Annotated in this window: 12 protein-coding genes; 4 read left to right on the top strand and 8 right to left on the bottom strand. The window is 37.5% G+C overall.

Annotated elements, in window-relative coordinates:
- Positions 1–12: 12 nt before the first annotated feature.
- The 4 genes from truB to DZ858_RS04770 are packed head-to-tail and all read right to left on the bottom strand — an operon-like array spanning position 13 to position 2671.
- Complete coding sequence (gene truB, locus DZ858_RS04755; RefSeq protein WP_117158380.1) at positions 13–696, bottom strand: tRNA pseudouridine(55) synthase TruB; 684 nt, start codon at positions 694–696, stop codon at positions 13–15.
- Entirely contained in the window at positions 697–1488 is a 792-nt protein-coding gene (locus DZ858_RS04760; protein ID WP_117158381.1) for an undecaprenyl-diphosphate phosphatase, read from the bottom strand.
- Positions 1489–1491: 3 nt separating this feature from the next.
- Entirely contained in the window at positions 1492–1752 is a 261-nt protein-coding gene (locus DZ858_RS04765) for a DUF3098 domain-containing protein (RefSeq protein ID WP_116694647.1), read from the bottom strand.
- Positions 1753–1792: 40 nt separating this feature from the next.
- Entirely contained in the window at positions 1793–2671 is an 879-nt protein-coding gene (locus DZ858_RS04770; protein ID WP_117158382.1) for a cell division protein FtsX, read from the bottom strand.
- Between the two features lie 121 nt (positions 2672–2792).
- On the opposite strand from DZ858_RS04770, the gene DZ858_RS04775 reads away from it, so the two are divergent.
- Both DZ858_RS04775 and DZ858_RS04780 read left to right on the top strand, forming a co-directional pair.
- A complete protein-coding gene (locus DZ858_RS04775; protein ID WP_117158383.1) occupies positions 2793–5786 on the top strand; it encodes a leucine--tRNA ligase in 2994 nt (997 codons plus the stop codon).
- A 117-nt stretch (positions 5787–5903) separates the two neighbouring features.
- The gene (locus DZ858_RS04780; protein WP_117159521.1) at positions 5904–6602 is read left to right on the top strand and encodes a zinc metallopeptidase; all 699 of its coding nucleotides are present in this window, start codon (positions 5904–5906) and stop codon (positions 6600–6602) included.
- 168 nt (positions 6603–6770) lie between these two features.
- Here DZ858_RS04780 and DZ858_RS04785 read toward each other — a convergent pair whose 3' ends face one another.
- Positions 6771–8216 carry an alpha/beta fold hydrolase gene (locus tag DZ858_RS04785; protein WP_117158384.1) on the bottom strand — a complete coding sequence of 482 codons (1446 nt, stop codon included), beginning with the start codon at positions 8214–8216 and terminating at the stop codon, positions 6771–6773.
- Positions 8217–8323: 107 nt separating this feature from the next.
- Positions 8324–9697 carry a saccharopine dehydrogenase family protein gene (locus tag DZ858_RS04790; RefSeq protein WP_117158385.1) on the bottom strand — a complete coding sequence of 458 codons (1374 nt, stop codon included), beginning with the start codon at positions 9695–9697 and terminating at the stop codon, positions 8324–8326.
- Positions 9698–9797: 100 nt separating this feature from the next.
- Between DZ858_RS04790 and DZ858_RS04795 the strand changes: the two genes are divergently transcribed.
- Positions 9798–10160, top strand: coding sequence for a DUF423 domain-containing protein (locus tag DZ858_RS04795; protein WP_239990718.1), 363 nt, complete (start codon positions 9798–9800; stop codon positions 10158–10160).
- Between the two features lie 77 nt (positions 10161–10237).
- Positions 10238–11839, top strand: a complete 1602-nt coding sequence (pckA, locus tag DZ858_RS04800) for a phosphoenolpyruvate carboxykinase (ATP) (RefSeq protein ID WP_117158387.1) — start codon at positions 10238–10240, stop codon at positions 11837–11839.
- Between the two features lie 79 nt (positions 11840–11918).
- On the opposite strand, the gene DZ858_RS04805 is transcribed toward pckA, so the two are convergent.
- Both DZ858_RS04805 and DZ858_RS15385 read right to left on the bottom strand, forming a co-directional pair.
- Positions 11919–12665: a uroporphyrinogen-III synthase gene (locus DZ858_RS04805; RefSeq protein WP_117158388.1), complete on the bottom strand. Its 747-nt coding sequence runs from the start codon at positions 12663–12665 to the stop codon at positions 11919–11921.
- 28 nt (positions 12666–12693) lie between these two features.
- Positions 12694–13308 (bottom strand): DUF4271 domain-containing protein, encoded by a 615-nt coding sequence (locus tag DZ858_RS15385; RefSeq protein WP_394340448.1) that lies wholly within the window; start codon positions 13306–13308, stop codon positions 12694–12696.
- Between the last annotated feature and the right edge of the window lie 49 nt (positions 13309–13357).

Consider the following 13357-nt stretch of genomic DNA (forward strand, 5'->3'; position numbering starts at 1 on the left):
AGACTCAGAAGGTTATAAGGATTGCTCAAAAGCTTCAATTGTAGTGGCGTTTTCTACGGAAAAATCACCAATTTTAGTTCGTTGTAAGGCAGAAAGATGTGCTCCGTTATTAAGTGCTTTTCCAAAATCGTGTGCTAATGAGCGGATGTAGGTTCCTTTACTGCATGCTACTCTAAAATCAACTTCCGGAAGTTCAATTCGCGTAATTTCAAAAGCTGAAATATGTACCGTTCGTGTGGGGATTTCGACTTTTTCTCCTGCTCGAGCATATTCATACAATCGTTTCCCTTCTTTCTTCAACGCTGAAAAAACGGGCGGTTGCTGTTGAATTTCTCCTGTAAATTGTTCAGTAGCATTCTTAATTTCTTCCGAAGTTATTTCTGAAATATCAAATTGTTGGTCAATTTTAGTTTCCAGATCGTAACTAGGGGTTGTAGCGCCTAATGTAAATGTTCCGGTATATTCTTTTTCCTGCGCTTGAAAAGTTTCGATTTTTTTAGTGAATTTTCCAGTACACAGAATAAGCAATCCGGTTGCCAATGGGTCTAACGTTCCGGCGTGACCTACTTTTATTTTTTTTAAACCAAAGCGTTGTTTAATGAGCCAACGGACTTTATTAACCACCTGAAATGAAGTCCAGTTAAGAGGTTTGTCTATTAAAAGTACTTGTCCGTCTTTAAAATCTTGTTCGGTCATTTAGATAAAGCTTACGATGATGGCTATCAATCCAACGATTACACAATACACAGAGAAATAGCGAAGTTTGCTCTTTTTTACCAATGAAATCATCCACGTGCAAGCAATGAGTCCGCAAATAAAAGCAGCGGTAAAGCCCAATCCAAGTGTTGTGAAATTAGTGCTTTCGGCAGAAAGGTCGCCACTTAATAAATCTTTAGCAATTTTACCAAATATTAACGGCACGACCATTAAGAAAGAAAAACGAGCGGCCTTACTTTTATCATTTCCTAATAAAACGGAAGTTGAAATAGTCGCCCCACTTCGGGAAATCCCAGGAAGCATGGCAATGGCTTGCGAAATACCGATAATGAACGAATCTTTAAATGTAACGGGTTTACCAGTGTTTTTGGAACGGTCTGCTAGCCACAAAAGTACAGCGGTTACAATAAGCATAGCGCCTACAAAAGCGATGCTTCCGCCGAAAAAGGATTCTAATTGTTCTTCAAATAACAACCCGATAACAACTGCGGGTAGCATGGAAACGCCAATTTTTACAATAAACTGGGTTTCTTCATTCCATTGAAATTTCAGCAAAGCGGTTATAATTTCAATAATATCTTTTCTGAAAACTACAATCGTACTTAAAGCCGTAGCAAAGTGTAAAACGACAGTAAATAAAAGGCTTTCTTCGGCAACCATAGTGTCGCCAAGAATGGCTTTTCCTAATTCAAGGTGACCACTAGAAGAAACGGGTAAAAATTCGGTAAACCCTTGGATAATACCCAAGAGAATGGCATCCCAACTATTCATGGATTATTTTTTCTTGTGAGGATTCAATAAAATAGCGTACACTTCAATGCCAAAACCAATCAAGATTAAAGCAGGTGCTAAGCGAATGCGTCGCCAACTGTAAATTTCAGGATTAAAAACATTAGGATCATCGCTACCACCGCCAGACATTAAAATAAAACCTAGGGCGATAAACGCAATACCAATAAGCATAAACTGGTAGTTTTTACGCTCAAATATAAAGTATCGTTTTTGGGCTTCTTCTTTTCTTTTCTGTTCTCCCATACTAATAATTGTTTCCTGTTTTCGGGTGCAAAGGTACGGTTTAATAATATAATTCGTCTGTGCGTAAATTTAAGAATCGCTGCGTTGCAAAAAAGGTGCTCAACCAACTTATAAACACGCCTACGAAAAAGACACCTGCAAATAACCCGACTAATAATAATTTGTCTTCCAGTAATTGTAATTCAGGGAAGCTTCTGTTGAGATAATATAACACGAAGCCCATTCCTATTAGCGCCAAAACTGCGCCAATCATACCTAACCGAACACTTTTCCAGATAAAAGGGCGTCTAATAAATCGTTTGGTGGCACCTACCATTTGCATGGTTTTAATGGTGAAACGTTTCGCATACACCGAAAGCCTAATGGAACTATTAATAAGCAATACGGCTATAAATAAAAAGATGCCGCTAATCACTAATACCCAAAAACTGATTTTTTTCACATTGTCATTCAACAAAGCGATAAGGGGTTTATCGTACACAACTTCATCGATAAAATCTTTGGTCATCAGCTCGTCTGTAATTTCTTCCAACTGAGTAGGCGATACATAATCGGCCAATAAATAGACATCAATGCTATTTTGTAGCGGATTGTACCCTAAAAAGTCCATAAAATTTTCACCAATGGTGGCACTGTGGGCTTCGGCGGCTTGTTCTTTGCTGATGTATTCAGCCGTTTTAGTGTATTCGGCTAATGCCAAACTTTGCTTTAATTGCGTGATTTCAACTTCCTTGGCGGTGTCTTTTAAATAGACGGTTAAGGCAATTTGCTCTTTAAAATGATCGGCAACTTTCTTGGTGTTTAGCACCAACAACCCTAACAATCCCAGTAAAAATAAGACAAGCGAAATGCTAATTACTACTGAAAAGTAAGAAGAAATCAACCTGCGTTTTTGATATTTTTCAAAAGATGATGCCATAAATATGTTGAATTAGTGTTGTAAAAATACAAGGAATTTTAAAGCTACGAGTAACTAACGTTTAAACTTTTGTCTTTCGTACAATAGCCGTAAATTTGCCACCTATTTTCAAACGGTAGCGATGAGCAAATACGACTTTAAAAATATTGAAAAAAATTGGCAGAAATATTGGGCGACCAACAAAACCTTCCAAGCTAAAAATAATAGCGAAAAACCTAAATATTATGTATTGGATATGTTTCCCTATCCTTCTGGTGCAGGGTTACACGTTGGGCATCCACTTGGGTACATAGCCAGTGATATTTATGCGCGTTACAAACGCCATAAAGGGTTTAATGTATTGCATCCGCAAGGGTACGATAGTTTTGGGTTGCCGGCAGAACAATACGCGATTCAGACTGGGCAACATCCTAAAAAGACTACCAAAGAAAATATAGCGCGTTACCGTGAACAACTGGATAAAATCGGTTTTTCATTCGATTGGAGCCGTCAGGTTCGGACTTCAGATCCGGAATATTACAAATGGACGCAGTGGGTTTTTATGCAGCTTTTTGAAAGTTGGTACGATTATGAAGCGGATAAAGCCAAGCCGATTTCAGAATTAGAAGAAATCTTCACTTCTGAAGGAAATACGAAGGTAAATGCAGCTTGCGATAGCGATGTAGAAGCTTTTTCTGCGGATGCATGGAACAAATTTTCTTCTGAAAAACAACAAGAAATATTATTACAATACCGATTAACCTATTTAGCCGAAACCGAAGTAAACTGGTGTCCGCAATTAGGAACGGTGTTAGCCAACGATGAAATTGTAAACGGCGTTTCCGAACGTGGTGGTTATCCCGTTGTTCGTAAAAAAATGAAACAATGGAGTATGCGCATTACTGCGTATGCACAACGTTTGCTGGATGGTTTAGACGACATCGATTGGCCACAGCCGCTTAAAGATTCACAAACCAACTGGATTGGTAGAAGTGAAGGGTCAAGTGTGACGTTTGATGTAAAAGATCACAACGAAACCATTGAGGTGTTTACAACCCGTCCCGATACTATTTTCGGAGTTAGCTTTATGACGCTAGCGCCAGAGCACGATTTGGTGTCAAAAATAACAACCGAAGCTCAAAAAGCTGCTGTAGAAGCCTACATTGAAGCGACCGCAAAACGTAGCGAACGCGAACGCATGGCTGATGTAAAAACCATTTCAGGAGTGTTTACAGGTGCGTATGCTGTACATCCTTTTAGCGGAGAATCGATTCCTATTTGGATTGGCGACTATGTATTGGCAGGCTACGGAACCGGTGCCGTGATGAGCGTTCCGTGTGGCGATCAACGAGATTACGATTTTGCACGTCATTTTGATATCCCAATTCCCAATATTTTTGAAGGGGTTGATATTTCTGAAGGCGCTTTTGCTGATAAGGATAAAACGGTAATCACCAATAGTGATTTCTTAAACGGATTACAATACAAAGCCGCCACCAACAAAGTAATTGAAGCGTTGGAACAAAAAGACGCGGGAAAAGGAAAAATAAATTACCGATTGCGCGATGCGGTTTTTAGCCGTCAGCGGTATTGGGGAGAACCATTTCCAGTGTATTACAAAAATGGATTGCCACAGTTAATTGACGAGAAGCATTTGCCACTAACCTTACCCGAAGTATCTGCTTATTTACCGACCGAAGAAGGCGAGCCGCCATTAGGCCGTGCCGATGTTTGGGCGTGGGATACGCAGAACAACGAAGTAGTTTCCAATGACAACGTGGATGATGAAACCGTGTTTCCGTTGGAATTAAACACTATGCCGGGTTGGGCAGGAAGTAGTTGTTATATGTTCCGGTATATGGATCCAAAAAATGACGACGCATTAGCCAGCCAAGAAGCGATGGACTATTGGCAAAACGTCGATTTATATGTTGGTGGAAGCGAACACGCCACCGGTCACTTATTATACAGCCGTTTTTGGGTGAAATTTTTACACGATCGTGGGGTTTTACCAGTAGAAGAACCGTTTAAAAAGCTGATTAACCAAGGAATGATTTTGGGAGAGAGTGCTTTTTTAAATATTGTTTACTTAGTTTATAGAAATGAAAAAGCACCAGACTCTGTTTTAGGCTTAACATTCGCAATAGATGAAAAAAATTATCAGAAAATAAAGAATGGTGATATAGAAGGTTTAGATTTAGAAATCTTCAAAAATCATCATCGATATGATAAAGATTTCAATTTCGATAATCTTGTTATAGAGTCGATTGACAAAGGCAACATTCGGAAAGTTCATATTCCTGTAGAGTTCGTTAATACTTCAAATGAACTTGATATTGAAAAAGCGAAAAAGTGGGACCCTAACATGGATTTTGTGAGCTTTAAGTTTAATTCAGAAGGAAAATATATTGTTTCTCGCGAAGTCGAAAAAATGTCCAAATCCAAATACAACGTGGTCAACCCCGATGTTATTTGCGAAGACTACGGCGCCGATACCTTACGAATGTATGAGATGTTTTTGGGGCCGCTAGAGCAAGCGAAACCTTGGAATACCGCTGGAATTAGTGGTGTGCACAACTTCCTAAAGAAATTATGGAAATTGTATCATCAAGGTGATTCCCCCCTTGAGGGGGGCACGGGGGGTGTTTTCCACGTCACCGACGATTCCGCTTCCAAAGACAGTTTAAAAACCTTGCATAAAACCATCAAAAAAGTAGAAGAAGATATTGAAAACTTCAGTTTTAATACATCGGTTTCTACGTTTATGATTGCCGTAAATGAGTTGACGGCTCAAAAATGCACCAGTCGGGAAGTGTTAGAGCCATTGGCGGTGTTGATTTCACCGTATGCGCCGCATATTTCAGAAGAGCTGTGGAGTTTGTTAGGGCATAAGGAAAGTATTGCTACTGCACCGTTTCCGAAGTTTGAAGAAAAACATTTGGTCGAAAGCAGTAAAGAATATCCAATTTCGTTTAATGGAAAAATGCGATTTACATTGGAGTTGCCGTTAGATATGAGCAAAGATGAAATTGAATCTGCCGTAATGGCACATGAGAAAACAGCACATTACCTCGAGGGTCGCACGCCTAAGAAGGTGATTGTAGTACCGGGTAAAATTGTAAATATTGTTGGATAACAATTTGCACAGTATTTGCTATATTTAGTTTAGAATTTAGGTTTAACAATAAAAAAATCACAGAAGCTTTCGCTACGTTATGGACACTAAGTGGAGCCGAAGTGTAAAACAATAGAAATGATAGGATATTATATATTAGCAGGGATCATCTTTTTGGTGAGTATGTACGTAAGTAACAAGCTGAAAAGTAAGTTTAAAAAATACTCTAAAGTACACCTGCAAAACGGAATGAGCGGTAAGGAAATTGCCGAAAAAATGCTAGCCGATAATGGTATTACCGATGTTCAGGTAATTTCAACGCCGGGACAACTAACAGATCACTACCATCCAGGAAAAAAGACGGTGAATTTAAGTGAGTCTGTGTATATGCAGCGCAATGCTGCTGCAGCTGCGGTTTCGGCACACGAATGTGGTCACGCTATTCAGCACGCAAGGGCGTACGGTTGGTTAAAATTTAGATCAGCTATTGTGCCGGCGGTAAGTGTCGCGAGTAAACTGTCTAATTTTGTGATTATGGCAGGTTTGATATTATCGTTCGCAACCTCTATGACAGGTTTAGGAAACACACTTTTCCTAGTCGGAATCATTTTATTTGCGGCGACCACCGTATTTGCATTTATCACTTTACCCGTAGAATTTGATGCGAGTAAACGTGCTTTAGCTTGGTTAGAAAATGAAAATATGCTTACGCAACAAGAACACGACGGCGCGGAAGATGCTTTAAAATGGGCAGCTAGAACGTACGTAGTAGCCGCATTAGGTTCGTTAGCGACGTTATTATACTTTATAAGTATGTTTTTGGGGGGAAGAGATTAAAAGAGGTAAGTTCGAGCGGACTCAATAACGCTTGTATATACGAAACGGAGTATTTAAAAAGAGGCTAACTTTCAGGATGAATAGAAAGTCGAATTTTTATTTAAAAGGCAAAAACCTTTTAGAAAGCCTAAATACTTATGTTCAGTAAATATTGTTAAGCACAGTTTTTTATTCGAATCTAACAGGATTTAATTTTATTTCGCTAATATTCAGTTCTTTTCCTTTAAAAAAATTACAGACTAAATCCCCAATGACTGGAGATAACATATATAAATTATGACCTGCATTTTCAATAATTATATGTTGCCCGTTTTTAAATGACTTAGCAATTTCAATAGCAGAAGAAAGATAGGTCCGACCATCCATTTTTCCACTTAAAAGTAAAGCGGTAACGTTGTTTTCTTTGAGTTTTCTGAATTCTTCTGGACGATGAAAATAATTAAGCTCTTCTATCCAATCTAGCATCAAATAATTAATGCCATCACCGAGCAATGAAGTTTTCTGTTCATTCCTAATTTCTTTTCTTCTTGATTCTGATGCACCGCTTTGCATATCCATGGCAAAAGACATAGGGTTTTCAGGTTCTGAAATAGATTGTTTAATCAGTTTTATCATGGGTGCGATTTCAGAAAAATCGTTTTTGTACATTGCGGAATATAATTTCGGTATCTGTTTCGACATTGATGGGTCTCTTAAATAAATAGCTGTAATTGCAAGCTGCAATTCAAATTCTGAGATTCCTACTTTCGTTTTTCCCCCATTTTCATTTTTTATTTCAACGACAATAGGCTGCGCCTTTAACTTCTTATGTACTTCCGTTATCTTATTCTTGAGATTTGGATACTTGGGGCTCTGACCGTAATTGTCTTTCGCTCGTTCACATATTTGGTTTAAAAAAAAGTCTGTTTTTGAAGGAAGTCTTAAAGTTTCATTTGGACCCTCTAAACTTGCTAAGACCAGTTTATCGATATTTTCTTCAAAAAGTCTTATGTATTCAAAACCCAAGTGCGAACCGTAGCTAATTCCCCAAAGAGATATTTTCTTTGCACCTAATACTTTTCTTAACACATCTAGATCTTTTGCATTTTCTGTAGTATTGTAGGCAGACAAATCCACATCATTAGAATCCCAGAATGACTTGCATTTTTTTAGATTCTTGGTTGTTATTTTTAAATAGTCCTCTTTTGTTAACGGTTTATCTAAGGGAACGTTCAATTTATAGGGACAATCAATTAATTTGTCTGACATTCCAGTTCCTCTTTGGTCGAAAGCTATTACATCAGCAACTTCGCTCAATTTCATAAATAATTCAAATCGTTCGTGCTTGGCAGTTTCAGAACCGGAACCGCCTGGCCCACCAGATAAATAAACAATTGGACTGGATGGACTTGGGTTTGTGCTTTTAAACCTTATAAAGGATAGTTGAATAGAATCAGAGAAAGCTTTTTCTCTATTTTCTTTAACTTTAAACGTTCCCCTTTCTGCTTGTACTGTATCATTTGAAGTGGTTATGAATTCGTAAGGTTTAATTTCAAGTTGTTGGCTGAAAATAAGATTTTGATTTAAAAACAAAATGAATGCTATAGACAGTTGTAAGATGTTCTTTTTTGACATATTTGATTGTTTGCTATAATGACGACTGCAAAAGCCGAAATGTTACATTAAATTCTGCCTAAAGCATAATAAAAAAAGCCCGATTCATTAGAATCGGGCTTTTTAGTTTAATAACCTTGAACGTTATCAGGATTGTATCCTAGGTATTTGGTGAAGTTTTCTTTAAAGGTAATTCCGTGTTTTTCCATTTCTTCTAGAATAGGTTCGTATACCTCTTTTTTAATTGGGCGTTGTACACCTGGAGTGGTAATTTCTTTATTCAGAATTTTAATGGCGGCCATGGCTACTGGAAGTCCAACGGTTTTTGCCATTGCGGTGTAGGTTTGGTCTTCGCCTGTTAACACCATATGGCTGTCAATCTGTTTCTTTTCGCCATTTAGCTCGTACCCAAATTTGTGGTACATAATAATCATGTCCTTATCTTCAGGTTGAAGCGTCCATTTATCTTCTAATATTTTCTGAAGTGCCTTCGCCGGGGTTGCATCTTTAATCCCGATCTTTTTGTTAGGGTTGAAAATATCAAGCTCTTCCAATTTTCCCCACATTAGATCGTCTTGATCTATTTTAAGGCTGTGGCGCATTTTTAACTCTACTGAATCGGTTGGGGAATACGGTAAAAATAGGTTTACAAAATCACGATACGATAAGTTTTCTGAATCTGGAATCGTATATCCATCATCGGTCATTCCTAATTGCACAAACATGTTCCACGCTTTACTAAACCCAACACGACGGATGGTTCCGCGGTAAAGCGTAAGGACATCTTCCAAGCCATAAACTCCTCTATATTTAAGGGAATTTCGGTTAGCAAGTCCTTCAAAACGGCCGTGGCCTTCAATGTTTAAAAATTCAGTTCTTCTAAACAAACGGTGATATGGAATGTATTTATACGTGCCTTCTTGTATAAATTCGGCAGCGCCACCTTGACCAGCAACCACTACATTTCTTGGGTTCCAAGTAAATTTATAATGCCAAAGGTTGTCATCACTTTCTGGAGCTACTAATCCGCCAGTGAAGGATTCAAACAACAGCATTTTTCCGCCGTTATCACGAATGCGATCAATCACTTGCATGGCACTCATATGGTCAATACCTGGATCGAGACCAATTTCGTTCATAAAAACCAGTCCCTTTTTTTCTACGTCACTACTTAAAGCTTGCATTTCATCACTTACATACGAAGCGGTGACCATATGTTTGTCAAACTCTAGGCAGTCTTTTGCCACTTCAATATGAAAACGGGCTGGCAGCATGGAAATTACCAAATCGGCTGCTTTTACAGTTTTTCTTCTTTCTTCTTCGTTGAAAATATCTAATTTAATAGCGGTTGCATTGGGATGCTCACTCGCTAATTTTTGAGCATTTTCCAAAGAAAGGTCACCAATAGTAAGAGCTAATTTTTCAGCTTCAGACTTTTCTAGTAAATATTGAATTAAACTCGTTGCAGATCGGCCAGCGCCGATTATTAAAATGTTTCGCATCGGTAGGTTTTTTCGTAATTTTGAAATTGATTTTTCAGATTGACGAATTTACTAAAATCCATTTGGACAAATGCGAGATTATAATAAAAATATAGTGGTTATGGCTTCTATTTTAACGGCAATTACCATTGCTATTGGAGCTTTCGGCGCTCACGGATTAAAACAATTAGTTGATGCAGAATCAGTTGCTACTTTTGAAACGGGGGTGCGTTACCAAATGTATCACTGTTTAGCACTTTTGGTTGTTGGTTTTGCAAAACCCATACCGGCAAAAATCAAAAAATGGGTGTTTCGTTTCTTTATTTTCGGAATTATTTTCTTTTCTGGTTCTATTTATTTGCTGGCATTAAAACAGGTTTTACCTTTTAATGTTTCCTTTTTAGGGCCTGTCACGCCAATTGGTGGGTTGTTTTTCATTGTTGGTTGGCTGTGGTTGGCGCGAGGACTTTATTCGTTAAAGTAATTACAATTCCTTAATTAATTTCTCGTTATCTATTTCAGAATTCATATTTTTGTAACCCACAACAATTAAAATAAGTGATGGTCGATAAAAACCAAACTATACGAAAAATCTCATTAGATAATTATGGGATTAAAAATGCAACAGTTAATTATCAACTCTCTTCAGAAGAACTTCACAACGCAACAATACAAAAAGATCAAGGTAAAGAAGCATCTAGTGGTGCTCTTGCAGTGAACACTGGTGAATTTACTGGTCGATCGCCTAAGGATCGTTTTATTGTTAAAGATGAGGTTACCGAAGATAAAGTATGGTGGGGAAGTATAAATATCCCCTTTGATGCTTCAAAATTTGATGCATTGTATAATAAAGTAACGGATTACCTTTCTGAAAAAGAAGTGTATGTAAGAGACAGTTATGCTTGTGCACATGATGACTACCGTTTAAATATTCGTGTTATTAACGAGTATCCGTGGTCTAACATGTTTGCACATAACATGTTTTTACGCCCTACCGAAAAAGAACTAGAAAGTTTTGATCCAGAATGGGTCATTGTAAATGCACCTGGTTTTATGGCCAACCCAGGCGAAGATGGGACGCGCCAACATAACTTTGCTATCTTAAATTTCAGTAAAAAAATCGCTTTGATTGGTGGTACTGGTTATACAGGTGAAATTAAAAAAGGTATTTTTTCTGCACTGAATTTTATTCTACCGGTGTATAAAAATACATTGCCTATGCACTGCTCTGCGAATGTAGGTGAAGATGGTGAAACGGCAATTTTCTTTGGTCTTTCTGGAACAGGAAAAACAACATTATCTGCAGATCCCACACGAAAATTAATTGGTGATGACGAACACGGTTGGACAGCAAACAACGAAGTATTTAACTTTGAGGGTGGTTGTTATGCAAAAGTGATTGATCTTTCAGCGACCAAAGAGCCAGATATTTTTAAAGCTATTAAGCCGGGAGCGATTCTTGAAAATGTAGTAATGGATAGCAAGGGCAATGTAGATTTTAAAGATACTTCCGTTACACAAAACACTAGGGTAAGTTACCCTATTTATCATATTGATAACATACAGCAACCTTCAATTGGGAAAAACCCTAAAAACATATTCTTCCTTACGGCAGATGCGTTTGGGGTGTTGCCTCCTATTTCAAAATTAACACCTGGTCAAGCAGCATATCACTTTATTAGCGGGTATACGGCAAAAGTAGCCGGAACCGAAGCTGGAATTGATGAGCCGTTACCGAGCTTTTCAGCTTGTTTTGGAGCACCTTTTATGCCGTTGCACCCAACAAAATATGCTGAAATGCTAAGTACTAAAATGAAAGAATCCGGGGTAAATGTTTGGCTGGTAAACACGGGTTGGACAGGTGGTCCTTATGGTACTGGAAGACGTATGAAGTTGAAATATACTCGTGCGATGATAACAGCAGCGCTAAACAATCAGCTGGAAGATGTGGCGTATGAAAACCATCCTATTTTTGGTTTGAATATGCCAAAAGAATGTCCTAATGTGCCAGACGATGTTTTAAACCCACGGCAAACTTGGGCAGATAAAGAGGCTTATGATGTGAAAGCTGAATCCTTAGCAAAATCTTTTAAAACTAATTTTGAGAAGTTTGAATCCTATGCGAATGAAGAAATTCTTTCTGGAGCACCTATTAAAGGGTAACTAACACTCAATAATAAACTAAAAAACGCGCTGTAATTAAACAGCGCGTTTTTTGTTAGAAGTTTTTAACGAAGTCCCTTTATTTTTTATTTACCTCCTTAATGTACTTTTCAAGTGCCATAGTCATAGATGGGGTTTCAGTTGTAGGAGCTTGAATATCTACTCGCAGACCATTATCGGTTACGGCCTTTACAGTTGTGTTTCCAAAGACGGCGATTCGTGTATTTTTTTGTTCAAAATCTGGGAAGTTTTCCAAAAGAGATACAATTCCACTTGGGCTAAAAAACACTAAAATATCATACGATACGTGACGAAGATCAGAAAGATCGCTTACTACAGTTTTGTAAAAAGTGGCTTGTTTCCACTTTACGCCTAACTCATCTAATAATTCAGGAACGATAGGTTTCAACTTATCTGAAGAGGGAAGTAAAAAACTCTCGCTCTTGTATTTTTTAACAAGAGGCATAAGTTCTTGAAACGTACGTTTACCAACATAAATCTTTCGTTTTCTATAAACAACATATTTTTGCAAGTAATAAGCTACCGCTTCACTCTGGCAGAAATACTTCATTGAGTCCGGCACTTTAAAACGCATTTCTTCGGCTATTCTGAAAAAATGGTCAACCGCATTCCTACTTGTCAAAATAATTGCCGTGTATTGAGACAAATCAACTTTTTGCCCCCTAACTTCTTTGCTAGGAACTCCTTCAACGTGAATAAAAGGTCTGAAATCTATTTTTACTTTTTGTCTATCAATAAGATCAAAATAGGGGGAGTTTTCAACCTTGGGCTCAGGTTGCGAAACCAAAATAGTTTTCACTTTCATAAAATCAGTTTTTTTAATTCTTTTCTATCTAAACCAACGTTTTATACAAGATAAAATAGGGTGAGATTTCAAGTGCGCAAAGATACAAAATAAAATAGAAGAAATTACCAATTATTAAATTTCTGTTAGTTTTGTAGCTGTAAAACAGTGCAATACCATTAAACACTACAATTACCGCTAGAAAGATAAATAGGATTTTAGTCGTAGGCTCAATAATAAAATATAAAAAAAGATTGAATATGAAAATCAAAAGCGAAATTAGGTTTCGGTAACTTAGCTTTTGAAACAAATAAGAGTTTATAACGGTATCTATTGAAAAAGCAGTTCCTATAATTTTTTCAATGCAAAATTTTACAAAAACGAACACCGAGTAGCCGGTACAAATTTGAATAAACAGAAACTCGTCCGAACTTACAATTTCAGGACTAAAAACCTTGAAAAACAAATAAATGAACAAAGAGACCGAAAGAATCTGGCCAACAAACAATAAAATATTAAAGGGATGCACGATGACTTCTGTCTTTCCTTGAACCAAAAAATACTTGTCACTTACAGGCAATGTTATAAATTGCTGAAATTGTCTCGGGTACAAATGTTTTGCAAGGGTTATTACCAATAGACAAATAACTAACGTGATTATCACCCAATCTATGGACTCAATATGTCTTTCAATATACTGCAACTGTTGCTTT

The sequence above is a fragment of the Marixanthomonas ophiurae genome, from assembly GCF_003413745.1.
GTDB classification, from domain to species: Bacteria; Bacteroidota; Bacteroidia; order Flavobacteriales; family Flavobacteriaceae; genus Marixanthomonas; species Marixanthomonas ophiurae.